Consider the following 15,530-nt stretch of genomic DNA (forward strand, 5'->3'; position numbering starts at 1 on the left):
AGTGAAAGTGGTGTGCGATCATACAAGTAGTGTTAAGATCACCGCCAGTCTTGTTGCGAGTCGAAAATAAATTAATTAATACAAGTTAGGAGTATAGGTTACATGATCTTGCAACGATGATGCAACGTTGCATTGTTGATTAGGTGGTAATGATGGTTGGATCAAAAACAGGTTTACCAAAAATCACACATGTGGCAAAATTGGTGAATACACAATTTTCCGAAACGGATACCAAGATCATTAATTATCTTTTTGAGAAAAAACAAGCCTCCTATAATGAGATAGCGGAAGCCTTGGAAATAAGTAAGCCAACTGTAAGTAGGCGAGTCCGCCTAATTCAGAAAGAGGGTTTGGTGATCTCCTTTAAATCAAACAAGGAGTCTGTAATTAAATGGATTGGGGGAACACCCGCGCTTGATGCAGAATTGGAGTCCTCTACAACGAGTCATATAACTGCATCAATGCTTGCTGAAAACTATGATCAGCTCATTTGCGATCCGTTCTCACCATTTTCTCTTGTTTTTGAAAATCACTGTTGGGAAGTCATGCAAAATCTGAAAGAAGGGCTTAATGATCTCGAATTAGGACAAATAATCGGAAAAGCCATCTCACTTGATACTATTCGAAGAATAATGGTCACTTGTGCCACCCATAACATTATTGAAATTAAAACCATCCGAGCTCCGGCGGGTAATGATATTACGACCTTGTTCGAACCCCTTTATAAAATCGAGAAAGTCAACCGTCAATATATTCAATATTTGACATTGATTAGAGGACTGGCCTCCGCTATGAGTTATAAGATGGAAAAGAAAGCATCAAATAATACCATTCATCCGTATGCACCAATTCTTGATATCAATGAACAAATATTCGCAACCTATTCTGATGTCATCACCTCTACACGAAATAACAACGACCGGGAAATTCTCTTAAAAGCATTAGCGAATTATGATTTTGCTCCCGATCTCGATAGGTTATTCAAACATGAAAACTGGCGAATAAAAGTAAAGGATGCCCATTTCGTCTCATTGGACTCTAAGAGTGATAATCTCGTTATCTCGAAAGAATTTTTCAATGACTGCACAAAAAAAGTCATCAAAGGAGTGAGAGAGTTTGACAAATAATTTTTATGACCCTTATTTGTCAGATCCTCTTGTTAGGCAAATTCGTCCGAATACTCTCTCTTCTTTAAACGATGTTACATTAAACAATGTCATAAGAGCCGAAGATCAAATGATCCGTGGGGTTCGAGAATTTGTATTGTCTAACCCTTTGCGAAATTATGAGAGACATGCAGGACATTTTAGTTCTGCTGTGAGTCTTGCCCGTGCTTTAGCATTTTTAGATGTTGCACATTCTACACGTTCTTTGAGTGAGATTAAGGAACGAGTCTGGAATGTTACACCAACAACAAGTCAACGGGCGAGTTTTAACACTAGTTTGCGGGATACGGTAATTCCACATTTAATTAATGATGGACTTATCCAACTTGACGCATCTGGACAGAGAATTTTGCAAGTAATGCCCTATCCCATCAGCAGCAAATTGTACGTTTTTAATAATTTTCTTAATAATGCAAAATTATTCGAAGAGCAACAGAATCATTTTGATATTATCAACCGTGTCCAAGATTTTCCAGAGCTTACTGATACGCTTGAGGCAAATTCCCCACGTCGTTATCTCTTCAGTCGGGATTATAATGCTTTGGAAAGTGTGGACGTAATTCGTTCCCATAGTATTTCGGGTAGGACATTCACATTTGCCAAGTCGTATATTACAGGTGATAAGTCCTTGGATACTTGGAAGACGGTCCTTGACACAACGGATGTAGTTCGGGTCGGATTAAGAGATTTATTAGTATTACAGGGAGAGTGTGGTGGATTTATCACACAGAATGAAATAGCTGAAGCAACTGGGAAGAATCACCGATTGGTGAACCGGCTAATAAGACATATGGATAATATGGGCTTAGCTCAAAAAACTCGGACACTTCAGATGGAAGATGCACTTAGTAGACCTACAAGTGGCACTCTTCTAAACATGAATTATTATGAATATAATAACGCAGCAGCAACATTATGTCTCGTCAGAAGTGTTCCCGAATCAATTGGAATTCTTGTAAAACTGGAAAAACAGGGAACGCTTACTGAAGAGGAGTTAATTGATGAATATGAGATCCCTGTAGTTCAACAAGTTAGGAATACTCTCGATTTAATTGGCCTTATCAGTAAGGATGCCCAATCTGAAGGAATTATTCAAATTGCACCAAATAAAAACGGTAAAGAATTCCTCTCTGATGTATTAACGGTTGCGGCAAAATCAAGGAAAGTTACTGATCCTGAGTATGACATTAAAAATAAATTAGCCTCTATGTTCGAAAAAATTGATGAACAAAAATTGGAGAGAGAAGCAATCCAAGTTAAGCTTGATTTCTTTAATGCTGAAGCAGAGGAACTAAGGAAATAACTTCTCCTCCTTTTTCTTATCATTTGATCCATCCGGTCGTTTGAGTTCTCTCCCACATTTTCCACAATAATTAAACATTGGAGGATTGATCTCCCAACAATATTTACACTGTCGTGGAGCGAGAGTCCGATCCTCAGTCAAAGGTTTCAATTTTATCCCCTCCATCTGCCGTACGATTTCGCTGATATCTTTATTCGAAATGTGGCTGTAGGTCTGAAGCATCTCGGTGTCCGTACTCCCCCACATCATCAGTTTGATGACATCTTCACGAACTCCCATCTTGATGAGGTGCGTGATCCTGGAATGGCGGAAGATATGGAGTGTGACCTTTTTCATAATCCCTGACTGTTGACCGATAATCCGGACTTGCCTAGATAGGACATTGTGAGAAAGTGGATTCCCATCATTATTCAGAAAAACCAGATTTTTTCCAGAGGGATTGCCAGGGTAGATTCGTTTCCAGGCATTGAGATATTTCTTACTTTTAATGAGCCTGATGTATCTTGGAATCCGCGTCTTCAAATCCGTCCGGACAGCTAGCCCATATTGATCGAATGAAACCTGGCTCCAGGTCAGAGTACCGATCTCCTTCGCCCGAAATCCCCCCTCATACAACATGCAAACAACCGCGCGGTACATTGGGTTTTTGGTAGTCTTGACCATCTTGTTGATCTCAGCTTTAGTCAGGATCTCATCAGGGGAATGGGTTACTCTCTGAACGGGAGGAGGTTTGATTCTCTTGATGCCCGCAGGGGTAACAGAAACGTGCGTGTACTGGTTCTCGATTAACCAAGTATAGAATCGTTTAATCAGGGTAATGTGATCGTGAAGTGTGTTTTGTTTGTACGGTTCACCTCGCTGATTTTTCGCTATCCTGGCATCACCGATTGCCTGAACAAGATCAGTCATAGTAGCATCACGATATTGTGGGAGGAACCTTCGCCAAAATACCAAGCTGAAAATCAGATTGTTGCGACGGGAGAGAGAAATGCCTTGGAGTGCAACGAGCTCCCCGACAAATTCCAAAATTATCTTTGCATCATTCTCTGAAAGCTCGTTTCTTTCAATAGCGGATTGAATGGATCTATCTCCGTACTCAGCTTTTCCATAATGAAAATCAGTCATTAGCAGTTTATCTCTAGTATAACTACAGAGTCACAAACACACATCAATTTTGCCAAAAAAGGTTAATTTGTGGCTACAATTCGTGGAAAACCAAAGAAACAGATTGGTTACAAAATTCCCACTGATTTGCAAAAGAAGATTGATTCCTTAATTGCAAAAGAGGAGTTCTCGAACCAGGCTGATATCATCACAGCATCGTTGCGATCTTATTTCGACAAGCGCGATTTTGAAGACGTTGTTGAAAGTAAGGTAGTCAGTTTCTTGAAATCTGAAGACGGCCTGAAACTCCTGCATGAATTAGCTAACAAGTAACTCCTCTTCTCGCGCGCTTTCTGCTTTGTGTGTGTTGAAAAACACCATTTTTAGTTCAACGCTGAACAGGGGATTTGAATGTCAGAGTTCAAATCTTTTCGAAAAATACGCAATATTTTAGACTTTTTAACAAAATAAGGCAAATTTGAGGAGATCAGTCAATTCACCAATTATTTAAAAATCAGTCCATAAAACCATTCTGAAGGTAAATTAAAGCCCTTTTTAGAAAAGGAGCGCATAATGGGGAGATTTGGTTTGTGACGCCGAGGGGGAGAGTTGAACTCCCGAGGCGCGAAGCGCCAGTAGCTTTCGAGGCTACCGCCTTTCCGGGCTAGACTACCTCGGCACCCGGTTCTCTACTTTTTCTCATCGATCCGTCTAATAGTTATCTGAATGAAAAAAGGGGATTTGGTGGTTCCCGTTACATATGGGGAGCAGCACCGGCCTTGCCACCCTGCTGGGTGATCATCATGTCATCGACACGGATGAGCATGATCGCGGTTTCGGATGCGCTCTGGATGGACTGGCGCTTGGAACGGAGCGGCTCGATGACGCCTTCGCTGAGCATGTCAACGACCTTGCCCTGGTATACGTTCAGGCCGGCGTTCTTCTTGCCCTTTGCATGGGCGTTCTTGAGTTCCACAATCTTGTCAATGGGGTTGAAGCCGGAGTTCTCGGCAAGTGCCCGCGGGATGGCCTCAAACGCGGTTGCATAGCCCTCGATAGCGAGCTGGACGCGGCCGCCAACGGTCTGGGCATAGTCGCGGATCTTCATGAGCATCTCGGTCTCGACTGCTGCTCCGCCAACAACATAGGTTCCGTCTTCCATGGCATCCATGACAACACGGGTCCCGTCAACAACCGCCCGCTCGAGCTCGTCAAGCAGGTAGTCGCTCGTCCCCCGGAGGAGAATGGTGATGGTCTTGGGGTTCTTGCAGCCGGAGATCCGCGTGACGTTCCCTTCGGTGTCTTCCTCCACGAGGTCTGCGGTGCCGAGGTCCTTTGCGGTCAGGGCGTCCGGCTTTGCAACAATGTTTGCGTTGAGTGCCCGGGCTGCATACTTGAGGTCCTTCTCGGGGACATCTTCAATGGCAAACACACCTGCCTTTGCCAGGTAGAACTGTGCAATATCGGAGATGCCTTTCTGGCAGAGGAGGACGTTTGCGCCGCTGTCGATGACGAGGTCGGCAAGTTTCTTCAACGCCCCGCGCTCCTGCTCGGAGAATGCGTTCACCTGCTCTGCGGTGGAGATCTTAATCTTTGCCTTGACCTGAGTCTTTGTTATCTCGAGTGGGGACGCGATGAGGGCAACCTTTGCCTTCGGGATCTTCTTTGGCATCCCGTCGTTGACACGGACCTTGTCAATCACAACGCCACGGATCAGTTCGGCATCGTCCATTGCCTGGCCCTTTTGCTTCTTTATCATGACATCTTCTTCGTCAACAACGATCTTCCCGTTCGCCTTCTCGGCAACGGCCATGACCGCATCGACGATGATACCGTCGAGCTTGTCCTTGACCTGCTCAACCGACTTGCCGGTGATTGCCGTGTCGGTTATCTTCAGGAGGGTCTTCCGGTCGGTTGCATCGACCTTGTGGGAGAGGCCGGTTGTTATCTCAAGGGCCTTCTCCATGCCCATGCGGTATCCCTGGGCAATGACGGTTGGGTGGATGCCCTGTTCGAGCATGATCTCGGCCTGCTCCATCAGCGCGCCGACCAGGATGATCGCGGTGGTGGTCCCGTCACCGACTTCGTCGTCCTGGGTCCGGGCGACCTCGATGACCATCTTTGCGCCGGGATGCTGAACAGCGATCTCGCTTAAGATCGTTGCCCCGTCATTCGTTATGACGATGTCACCTGTGGAGCCGACGAGCATCTTGTCCATGCCCCGGGGGCCAAGCGTCGACTTCACGGCGCCGGCAATTGCCTTTGCGGCCGCAATATTCGAGCGCTGGGCTTCTTTCCCGGTATTACGCTCCACATTTTCTTTTAAAATGATAATTGGCTGTCCAGATAGCATAATGGATCCTCCGATGTTGTAAAAGGTGGAATTGAACTTCTATATAAATTGTATGGTGTAAATCCGGAACAGGAATGGGCTACACCGGAGATACCTTGTAGAGTGAACAGACCGGCACGCCATCAATATCCCTGATGCCGCGCTTGTCAAAGATGACCCAGATCGCAACAGGGGTCGCATTGTGCTTCTTGAGGTACCGGACGACTTCCTTCATGGTATTGCCGGAGGTGATGACATCGTCGACAATGATGCAGCGCTGGCCAGTAACGGGTGCGAAGTTCCCGCTGATTGACCCCGTGGGTCTCTCGCTCTGGCTCTGCTTTGCCGGGTGGTAGATTGCGAGCTGGGCCGCCTCCTGGACTGCAATCAGGGTGGCAAGCGGGATGCCCGAGAGAGCGATCCCCACGATCACGTCCGCAACCGGTGAACCCGCAGTCGTCTCCTTCTGGGACTGGTAGTACCGGTTCAGGAGCATGATTGCGGTCTCTTCAAGCATGGGGGCATGGCTGGAGACTGCTGTCCAGTCGATATGGACGTCTTTTGGGGCGGACGTTCCCTTGGCCTGCGTGAGGAGCCATGTCACCGTTTCCATGGAAAGGGAGAGTTCATCTGCAATCTGACCCGGGCTGTGCCCTTCCGAGAGAAGCACCTTGGCTTTCCCAATCAGATCGTCTAACGAAGACATGCACAAAAGCTCTTCTGGCAGCTATTTAAGTTTTCTTTTAATTGCTGCACCGCAGACCGGGCAATCGCCGTCGTGACTGTAATAGCGGCCGCATCCCGTGCACCGGTACTTCCAGCGGACCGGGCGTGCTTTTCTCTGAAAAATGGCGTGTGTCCTGACACCGAGCACCCCCGCAACATTCTGGATGGCAAAATCATCGGTGTACAGCATGGCTCCGAGCTCCTTTGCAAGGGCGAGGAGATCGCGGTCGGTACCGGAGATCACGCCGCTGTCCCGGCTCTTCTCCGCTGCCCGGTCCACAGCCTGGAGACTCGTCCGGGCCGGAGAGACAACGGTAAGCCCCGCTGTGCACAGTTTCTCGAAGTTCCCTTTTGCCCGGATATCCACGAGTTCATCGCAGACGGACGGTGTTGTGAAGAGGTCTCCCTCTAACGGGATATCAGAAAAGAAGACACTGGCATCAAGGACAGCCTTCATAGAGTGGGGGTCCGCCAGAACAGGAAGGGGATCATACACGCTGGCATGGCTCAGGGCGTTCGTACCGCCGCTGCAATGGTTCCGGCAGCCGATACCCTGCTGCAGCCCCGCTCGATCGTGTCGCTGCTGATGACATCGCGGACCCCGGCAGCCATGAGCCGGGCATAGGCGCCCCCGGTCAGGACCCCGTGGACACAGGCAGCATAGACATCGGTTGCTCCCTGCTGGTAGAGCATGCCCGTCGCCGTTGCGATGGTGCCACCGGTCGAGATGATATCGTCGACGATGACGACCGGGCGGGAGGCCGCACAGACGTTCTTTGGTGCCATACGGACCTCGACGCCGGAAAGCCGCGTCTTGTCCAGGTGGTCGTATTCCCACCCGCCGGTTGCCGCGACCTGCCCGGCAAACGCAAGGGCGCCGTCGTCCGGTGCCAGGATAAGGGGATTGTTCAGGCCCAGTGTCCCGACGTAGGCCCCGATCTCCGCTGCAATGGAGATGTTCCGCGCCGGCACAGTGAAGTGTTCCAGCACCGCCGGGTCGTGGATGTTGACAGTGATGACTTCCGCCACTCCGCGGCTGAGCGCTTTTGCAACGGCACGTGCCGAGAGGGGTTCTCCCTTTTTGAACTGCTTGTCCTGGCGCGCATAGGCCATGTAGGGGAGCACGAGACGTGTACGGGAGGATTCACAGGCATCAGCAAGGAGCATCAGCTGGACGAGTACATCGTTGTCCACAACGCTTGCAACGATCAGCGTCTCATCGTCGGGATCGCCTGCCAAAAGATACTGCTCGCCATCGGGAAACCGGGAAAAGGCGACACTTGCAACCGGAACTTTCAGCGCCCGTGCAACGCGGGCACCGAGCACCTGCGACCGTTCTGTACACATCACTTTCATGGAACCGTTCCCCGCCCCGGTGCCTGCCCGGCGCTTATCAACCAAGTACATGGAAGATAAACCCTATTGTAGTTTTCCCACTCGGTGTCAGGATGGAGGGTGGATGCTGATTGAAGGGTGAATATACCCAGGCCCTGAAGGTCCCGCCATCCTGCCGCGTGATCAGCTGAAAGTACTTAAACTTGCATGAGACATTGTATATGAAAATCCATCCGTAGAGGGCATCATCGTCATGGAAAGTGCACCAGAACAACCACTCCCGGAAGAGCCGGTACAACCGGAAGCTGCGGCTCCCGAGTTGTCCCCTTCCCCGGCAACCGCGACAGCGGCAACCCCGGAGGGCGGAGTTGCGACATCATCGCAGATCGAAGTCCCTGCATCGTTAATCGACCAGGTGATCGGCCAGGAGCGGGCAGTAGAGGTCATCCGGAAAGCAGCGATCCAGCGCCGGCACGTGATGATGATCGGGAGCCCCGGTACCGGTAAGTCGATGCTTGCAAAGGCGATGGCCGAACTCCTGCCCAAGGAGGAGCTGCAGGACATCCTCGTGTACCCGAATTCCGATGACTCGAATAACCCGGTCATCCGGACTGTTGCCGGGGGAAGGGGCAAGCAGATCGTTGCTGCCCACAAGGCCGAAGCGAAGAAGAAGTCCCAGTTCCGGCAGACCCTTATGATGCTCCTGATGCTCGGTATTGCCGGGTACGCCATCATCACCATGCAGCTCCTGATGGGGCTGATTGCCGGGGCATTCGTCTTCATGGCCCTGCGGTACTCTACTCCAAGGGAAGAGGCGATGGTGCCCAAACTCCTTGTCTCGAACGACACCAAGAACATCGCCCCCTTCATTGACGGCACAGGATCCCATGCCGGCGCCCTGTTGGGCGATGTCCGGCACGATCCCTTCCAGAGCGGCGGTCTTGAGACCCCGGCGCATGACCGGGTCGAGGCCGGTGCAATCCACCGGTCGAACGGCGGCGTCCTCTTCATCGACGAGATCAACACGCTGGACCCCCACTCCCAGCAGAACCTGCTCACGGCCCTGCAGGAAGGGGAGTTCCCCATCACCGGGCAGAGCGAGCGGTCGAGCGGTGCCATGGTCAGGACGGAGCCGGTCCCCTGTAAGTTCGTGATGGTTGCAGCGGGCAATATCGACGCCATCCAGGGAATGCACCCCGCACTCCGGTCCCGTATCCGGGGGTACGGGTACGAGGTCTACATGGCCGAGAGCATGGAGGACACGCCCGAGAACCGGCAGAAGTATGTCCGGTTCATCGCCCAGGAGGTCAAGAACGATGGCAAGATCCCGCACTTCGACCAGAGCGGCATCGATGAGATCATCCGGGAAGCCCGCCGGCGATCGAACCGGAAAGGCCACCTTACCCTCAAACTCCGTGATATGGGTGGTTTGATCCGGGTTGCTGGTGATATTGCCCGTCAGGAAAACGCTCCGATAACCACGGCAGCACATGTCATCACGGCAAAGAAGACCGCCCGGTCGATCGAGGACCAGGTCTCGGATGAAGTCACCCGGCACCTGCGCGAATACGAGATGACGGTCGTGGAGGGCACCCGCATCGGCCGCGTGAACGGCCTTGCGGTAACCGGCAGCGATGCCGGTTCGGTACTGCCCATCATGGCAGAGGTTACTCCGGCAATAGGAAAGGAAGGTGGCGAAGTAATTGCCACCGGGATGCTCAAGGAGATTGCCCAGGAATCGATCAAGAATGTCAGCGCACTCCTGAAAAAATTCACCGGCAAGGATGTCAAGAACATCGATATCCACATCCAGTTCATCGGCACCTACATGGGTGTGGAGGGTGACTCGGCCTCGGTGAGTGTTGCGACCGCTGTTGTCAGCGCCATCGAAGGTATCCCGGTACGTCAGGACCTTGCGATGACCGGTTCGCTTTCGGTGCGGGGCGATGTGCTCCCAATCGGTGGTGTCACCTACAAGATCGAAGCAGCAGCGAAGGCAGGGATCAAGACGGTTCTCATTCCCCGGATGAATGTTGGCGATGTGTTGATCGAGGAAAAGTACAAACCGCTCGTTACTATTATCCCTGTCGACACGATCGATGATGTTCTCAAATACGCTCTCGTACCGGAGAACTCGGAGAGTTTCCTCACCAAGCTCAAAAAGATGGCGATGCGGTCCACTGCAATGATCGCAGAAGCGCCGGAGATCAATCCGACAACGGCCTGAATGCGATGGACGGCATCTCCTACTACGACCTGAGACACGTGACCGGCGAGATCACGCACATCGACATCGACAACGGCATTATCGAATCTGCCGGGACTTCGTTTTTCAACAAGGCCATCCTCCGGGTCCTTGTCCGGTCCGGGTGGGGCGTGCTCCAGATCGACAATTTTTCTCCCTGTATCGGCCGGAAGTTTGACGAGATGCTCGAACAGGCGGCCCGCCTTGCCGTGATAACGGAGGAGCAGGTTGTTCTTGGCGATGTTACCCGCCGCCAGCTGCCGGTCCCTCCCATGAATGAGGATCCGCGGGAGATCAGCCTTGAAGAGAAATCGGCGATCCTTTCTGAAATCGAGAAGAGTGCCACGCTCCCGCTCGTCGTCAACCGGCGGGCGAACTACACCGAGAAGTTCGAGCAGGTCCACTTCTCCGACAGTTCCGGCAACGAGTTCACGTACGCGATGGGGCGGTCGGGGTTCAATGTCCTTGCCGTGGCATCGCGGAACGGCAATGTCCAGATGGGGTACGAACGGGAGCACTCCATCCACGGGTTCAACCTCCGGCACCAGCAGGATGCGGGCAGGAAAGCGGCACAAACAGCAGTCTCCCTGCTGGATGCGGTTGCTGCGAAAGGAGGGAAGATGCGGACAGTGCTCGATCCGGAGCTGGCCGGTGTCTTTGCCCATGAAGCCATTGGCCATGCGAGCGAGGGCGACCTGATCCAGGAGGGGAGTTCGGTCCTGAAAGGGAGGACCGGGGAACGGATTGGGAACGAGACCCTGACAATCGTTGATGATCCCAGTCTCTGCGAGTTCGGGTTTGACCCTGTCGATGCAGAGGGGGTTGCCGTTGCCCGGACCGAGATCATCCGGCGCGGCGTGGTCAATGCCTTCCTCCACAATCGCGAGTCGCTCGCCGCAATCGGGAACGGTGTTGCCGGCCATGCCCGTGCCATGCCGGGCGAGCCCCCGCTGGTGCGGATGAGCAACACGTTCATCGAGAACGGCGACTCCACAAAAGAGGAGATCTTTGCTGAATGCAAAAACGGGATCTTCCTTGCCGGTTCCCGTGGGGGGCAAGTCGACCCGGGCAGGGGTATCTTCCAGTTCAACGCGGAGTACGGCTATCTTGTTGAGAATGGCGAGTGCACGAAGATGGTCCGCGATGTCTCCCTGTCGGGCGAGATCCTCTCGACCCTGTACCAGATCGTGCTGTGCGGGAACGACCGGAAGATGAGCCCCGGATACTGTGGCAAGGGCGGCCAGAGCGTTCCCGTGAGCGACGGGGCTCCCCATGTTCTCTTAGTGGATGCGGTGGTGGGTGGCAGTGGAATGGATTGACCAGCTGATCCGGGAAGCGGAGAAGAGCGTTGACGAAGTCGAGGTTTTTTACGTAGCGGGCACCAGCGTCTCCGCCGATTTGCGGAAGAAAAAGGTGAGTCATGCATCGACCTCCGAGGACTGCGGTCTGGGCGTCCGCACGATCCACAAGGGACGGATCGGGTCTTCCAGCACGAGCGATCCCGGGCGGTGGCGCGAATGCCTGAAAGCGGCAATTGCAAGCGGGAACCTAGCAACGCCGCAGGAATGGAAGGGGCTCCCCGGGCCGGAACCTCTCGACCAGACTTCGCTCTCGTTCGATCGTTCGCTGGAAGTAGGCCCCGCGACTGCCGGGAAACTCCTGGAGGCCATGCTGGAGGGTGCGGCAGAGCACCCGGCTGAAGTGACCTCGGGATCAGCGGGAGTATCAGCCCTTGAAGTGACCCTTGCGAGCAGCCATGGCGTACGGTACACCAGCCGTCACACCTCGGTCTCCCTCTCGCTTGAAGCCATCTATGGGCAGTCCACGGGATACGAGTTCGATCACTCGTGGGCGCTGGACCGCGTGGACCCGGTTACGGTCGGCGAACGGGCAACGTTCTTTGCCTGCGAATCCGCAAAGGGAAAAGACATACCGAGTGGTGACTACGATATCCTGCTCTCCCCGCTTGCCTATGCAGAACTCCTCGGTACGGTCTTTGTCCCCGCCCTGAGCGGCCGCAATGTCCATGCCAAACGCTCGCGGCTCGCGGACAGCCTCGATCAGAAGGTTGCCGACCCGCTGGTCTCGATGTATGACGACCCGCTCATTCCCGGGGCGGACGGGAGCTCCCGCTGGGACGCGGAAGGGATGCCGACAAAACGGATCGATTTCATTCTCGATGGCGTCCTGTGCGCCTTTGCCTACGACCTGAAGACGGCGTATCGTTATGGAAAGCAGAGCACCGCAAACGCGGTACGGGGCGGGTACGGGGGGTCCCCGTCCATCGGCCACCATAACTTTGTCCTTGACGGGAAACGGGATACTGTTGATGACGAACGCGTGGTCTTCGTGCACAATGTTGTCGGGGCCCACACAGCAAATCCGATGAGCGGCGAGTTCTCGGTCGAGCTCTCCAATGCTTTCTTCCGGGAAGGGGGGGAGTTCCAGGAACCGATCCGGAGCGCCATGCTCTCGGGGAATGTCTTTGATCTCCAGCACCAGATTACCGGGCTGAGCCGGGAATCCCGGACCATCGGGTCCCTGATCCTGCCTTCCGTAAGAATAAATCAACAGCGTCTTATTGGTAAATAAAAAAGCTAAGATCATGACCAATATTCTCGTTGCCATCATCCTTGTGGTCGCCATCATCGCCATTGTCTGGTTCCTCGTGAAACAGCTCTCAGTCATTGTCGTGAACGCTATCTGCGGTATCATCGGTCTATTTCTTGTCAACTTCCTCCATGTCATGCAGTGGATGGGAAAACCGGACCTCGGCTACGATGCAGCAACGCTCCTCATCTGCGCCATCGGCGGGATCCCTGGCGTCCTGATCCTGATGCTGCTGGGGATTCTCGGGATCACGATCTGATAAAGAAAACCGGACAGTTTTTTATCGAAAATATCTCCCAAAGGAATCCGGAAAAAATCCGAAAAAATTTTACATGATCCAAAATTTTTTTCTGCGGTACTGGACAACGTCCCGGCCGGAACTGAATTCTGAAAAATTCCCCAATTGGATCTCTGGCAGAATTTGACTGGGAGCTCTCCTGTTGCCAGGGATCCTGTGCCGGAACCACCCGGTTCCGGTAAGGTGTCCACCTGTCGGGATGCGGAAATACGGGCCTTCTACGGGCTCCGTTTGGCCTGATTTCCGGACCCAGAGGGAATAATTCGAAAACTTCGTCTTCTCATGTCTCATGCGTTCAACATTCGACATTCCGGAAAATGGGGGAATAATTTTGGTGAAAGACCTGTTTTTACGCCGGATGTGGGAGGTAAATTTTTGCCACATTCTACGGGCCGAAAAGTGGGTGACACAGGTTTTGGCTTGTAGCTGGGACGATCCCGCGTTTGGTTGGGGGCTATGATGGTTTCCGGGCCAGCGGGGATTTTACGTTGTAGAATCTTCGGTCCGAGAGGGTCCGTTGCCAGTCGAAGAATCCTGACGGGTTCGGTCGAAGACCTACGGTCTTCTAAGAACTACGTTCTTCTCATCTCACAAGTCTGATGACTTGTTCGATTCTCCTGCTTCAGGTCTGGCGATCTTCAGCATTCTCTACCTCCTGGTTCTGATGAATCCGAGACCTTCAAAAAAAGGTCGAGGAGGAGAAGAGCCATTGGCTCTTCGACCTTTCGGAATTCGAAGAACCCTGACGGGTTCTTCTCTACCTCCTGGTTCTGATGAACCAGTCGGTTAGAACACATTCGCTTCCGAGTACACCAGCACCTGGTCCTGCTGGAGCTCGTACGGCTTGATCTCGCGGGAGTGTAACGACATCCGCATCTTCACCACTTCAAGGGCAAGGTGGACCGCGGAGAGATCGGATGGCCGCACGTAGCGGAGGAGGATGACGGTGTCAGAGAGGTACTCGATGAGGCCATGGCGGCTGGAGAAGACATTGTCCCGGTGCGTTTCCGATGTCAGCATGATGGTGCAGTTCTTGTCGCGGAGCCCCTCGATGAACCGGAACATCTCCTGCCGGCGCTCGGAATCCGTAGTGAAGAGGTCCTCGAACAGGGAGATGGGATCGATGACGACTCGTGTTGCCTTCACCTCCTCGATGAGCTTGGGCAGCTCGTTCTTGATCCGGTTATTGGCTAGGTTGAAATCCGTGGGATCGAGCTTGATCACAAAGAGCGACTTGTTCAGGTACGGCTTGACATCCCACCCTTTCTGCTCCATGTAGGTGAGGATACGCCCTTCCCGTTCCTCAAGGCTGATGTAAATGATGTTCTCTTTTTTCTTGAGCCCCTCCCAGACAAACTCCAGCGAGAAGGTCGTCTTTCCCGTACCGTAGGTGCCGATGATCGAACAGATGCTGTTTTTGATCAGCCCCCCGCCCAGCATATCGTCCAGGCCCGGGATCCCGATCTTGACGCGGTCGCTGTTCATATGACCACCCGGATATTGCTGACCTCAAACCCGCCGGCCTCCGAGATCCTGACCGCGAACTTCACCAGGTCCTTCTCTTCCAGGTGGGGCATTACCCCGCGGAACTTCTCGAAGTACATGACCCGCTGCCGCCGGGCGCCGGTCGATTCCTCCCACTTGAAGAGGAGCACGGCATCCGCGATATCGGCAAGCTCCCGCTCCTGCGCAGACTCCAAAATCCCCCTGCTCAGCAGCAGGTACACCGTTGTGCCCCGCTGCTTCGCTACCCGCTGCAGGCCCCGGAGGAACCCGGCAAGGTTGATCCAGCAATGCGGTACCGTGGACTGGGTTGCGATATCAGTGATGGAGTCAAGGATGATAAGGCCGCCGGGAGTAGCGTTGTTGACTACATTTGCCAGCTGGACAAGGAGGCTGTCCTGGGTTGCCCGCTTCTGCAGCCGGTTTATGACCGTGCTCTGGCTGTACCATTCATTCGGAACAACGCTGTTGTCGAAGTAGAGCTCCGAGAGGTCGTCGAATTTTATGGCTTCAACCAGCTCCTCCAGTCCCGTGATATGGAACGAGTGCAGGATCTCCTGGCGCACGTCGTCCTTGATCCGGGTGAACGTGATGTACCGTATCTCCTGCGGGGCAACCAGGTTCTCCGGCAGGCTCCCCTTCATGAGACCGAGGATGTTGACAACCGAACTGTAGGTGAACTCGTAACTCCCCGCACCGAGGTCCCCGAGAAGGAGGATGACCGATCCCGGCGGGACGCCACCTTCAAGTACGGGGTCGAGCGAAGCGATACCGGTAGGCATTTTCTTGCGATGGGAATCCTGCATTTTTGCCTCTCAATTGACGATCAATCGGAACTATGCAAGAGAAAGTGTCATGGACTGGCTGATAAAGATATCTGCCGGCAGGAGGGAGCGGGGCCGTTCCGG

At 53.0% G+C, this 15,530-nt stretch carries 14 protein-coding genes and 1 tRNA gene; 7 read left to right on the forward strand and 8 right to left on the reverse strand.

All coding sequences use genetic code 11. The features are described 5' to 3' along the window. Positions 1-149: 149 nt before the first annotated feature. Both METFOR_RS01430 and METFOR_RS01435 read left to right on the forward strand, forming a co-directional pair. The gene (locus METFOR_RS01430) at positions 150-1,127 is read left to right on the forward strand and encodes a winged helix-turn-helix domain-containing protein (protein WP_083883379.1); all 978 of its coding nucleotides are present in this window, start codon (positions 150-152) and stop codon (positions 1,125-1,127) included. After that, on the forward strand, positions 1,117-2,469 hold the full coding sequence (locus METFOR_RS01435) for a hypothetical protein (RefSeq protein ID WP_148277563.1): 1,353 nt from the start codon (positions 1,117-1,119) through the stop codon (positions 2,467-2,469). The genes METFOR_RS01430 and METFOR_RS01435 overlap by 11 nt, the downstream gene beginning before the upstream one ends. On the opposite strand, the gene METFOR_RS01440 is transcribed toward METFOR_RS01435, so the two are convergent. Continuing rightward, entirely contained in the window at positions 2,458-3,594 is a 1,137-nt protein-coding gene (locus METFOR_RS01440) for a site-specific integrase (protein WP_015284331.1), read from the reverse strand. The two genes, METFOR_RS01435 and METFOR_RS01440, sit on opposite strands and share 12 nt — an antisense overlap. A 69-nt stretch (positions 3,595-3,663) precedes the next feature. Between METFOR_RS01440 and METFOR_RS01445 the strand changes: the two genes are divergently transcribed. Further along, on the forward strand, positions 3,664-3,906 hold the full coding sequence (locus tag METFOR_RS01445) for a ribbon-helix-helix domain-containing protein (RefSeq protein WP_015284332.1): 243 nt from the start codon (positions 3,664-3,666) through the stop codon (positions 3,904-3,906). Positions 3,907-4,167: 261 nt separating this feature from the next. On the opposite strand, the gene METFOR_RS01450 is transcribed toward METFOR_RS01445, so the two are convergent. The 5 genes from METFOR_RS01450 to METFOR_RS01470 all read right to left on the reverse strand — a co-directional run bounded on the left by METFOR_RS01450 (position 4,168) and on the right by METFOR_RS01470 (position 8,038). Continuing rightward, a tRNA-Ser gene (locus tag METFOR_RS01450) sits at positions 4,168-4,252 on the reverse strand. Between the two features lie 75 nt (positions 4,253-4,327). Beyond that, the gene (thsA, locus tag METFOR_RS01455) at positions 4,328-5,926 is read right to left on the reverse strand and encodes a thermosome subunit alpha (RefSeq protein ID WP_015284333.1); all 1,599 of its coding nucleotides are present in this window, start codon (positions 5,924-5,926) and stop codon (positions 4,328-4,330) included. A 79-nt stretch (positions 5,927-6,005) separates the two neighbouring features. Continuing rightward, positions 6,006-6,611, reverse strand: a complete 606-nt coding sequence (locus tag METFOR_RS01460) for an orotate phosphoribosyltransferase-like protein (RefSeq protein ID WP_015284334.1) — start codon at positions 6,609-6,611, stop codon at positions 6,006-6,008. A gap of 21 nt (positions 6,612-6,632) precedes the next feature. Beyond that, a complete protein-coding gene (locus METFOR_RS01465) occupies positions 6,633-7,088 on the reverse strand; it encodes an NOB1 family endonuclease (protein WP_015284335.1) in 456 nt (151 codons plus the stop codon). A 50-nt stretch (positions 7,089-7,138) separates the two neighbouring features. After that, positions 7,139-8,038, reverse strand: coding sequence for a ribose-phosphate diphosphokinase (locus METFOR_RS01470; protein ID WP_015284336.1), 900 nt, complete (start codon positions 8,036-8,038; stop codon positions 7,139-7,141). 181 nt (positions 8,039-8,219) lie between these two features. Between METFOR_RS01470 and lonB the strand changes: the two genes are divergently transcribed. The 4 genes from lonB to METFOR_RS01490 are packed head-to-tail and all read left to right on the forward strand — an operon-like array spanning position 8,220 to position 13,080. Then, positions 8,220-10,193: an ATP-dependent protease LonB gene (lonB, locus tag METFOR_RS01475; protein ID WP_015284337.1), complete on the forward strand. Its 1,974-nt coding sequence runs from the start codon at positions 8,220-8,222 to the stop codon at positions 10,191-10,193. Positions 10,194-10,198: 5 nt separating this feature from the next. After that, complete coding sequence (locus tag METFOR_RS01480; RefSeq protein WP_015284338.1) at positions 10,199-11,530, forward strand: TldD/PmbA family protein; 1,332 nt, start codon at positions 10,199-10,201, stop codon at positions 11,528-11,530. Beyond that, positions 11,511-12,803 (forward strand): TldD/PmbA family protein, encoded by a 1,293-nt coding sequence (locus METFOR_RS01485; protein ID WP_233504429.1) that lies wholly within the window; start codon positions 11,511-11,513, stop codon positions 12,801-12,803. Before METFOR_RS01480 ends, METFOR_RS01485 begins: the two co-directional genes overlap by 20 nt. Before the next feature lie 13 nt (positions 12,804-12,816). After that, positions 12,817-13,080, forward strand: coding sequence for a pro-sigmaK processing inhibitor BofA family protein (locus METFOR_RS01490; protein ID WP_015284340.1), 264 nt, complete (start codon positions 12,817-12,819; stop codon positions 13,078-13,080). Between the two features lie 825 nt (positions 13,081-13,905). On the opposite strand, the gene METFOR_RS01500 is transcribed toward METFOR_RS01490, so the two are convergent. Together METFOR_RS01500 and METFOR_RS01505 are read right to left on the reverse strand one after the other, a co-directional pair. Further along, positions 13,906-14,604, reverse strand: a complete 699-nt coding sequence (locus tag METFOR_RS01500) for a KaiC domain-containing protein (protein ID WP_015284341.1) — start codon at positions 14,602-14,604, stop codon at positions 13,906-13,908. Beyond that, positions 14,601-15,428: an RAD55 family ATPase gene (locus METFOR_RS01505; RefSeq protein WP_015284342.1), complete on the reverse strand. Its 828-nt coding sequence runs from the start codon at positions 15,426-15,428 to the stop codon at positions 14,601-14,603. Before METFOR_RS01505 ends, METFOR_RS01500 begins: the two co-directional genes overlap by 4 nt. Positions 15,429-15,530 lie beyond the last annotated feature (102 nt).

The organism is Methanoregula formicica SMSP (assembly GCF_000327485.1).
In the GTDB taxonomy this organism is placed as follows: Archaea; Halobacteriota; Methanomicrobia; order Methanomicrobiales; family Methanospirillaceae; genus Methanoregula; species Methanoregula formicica.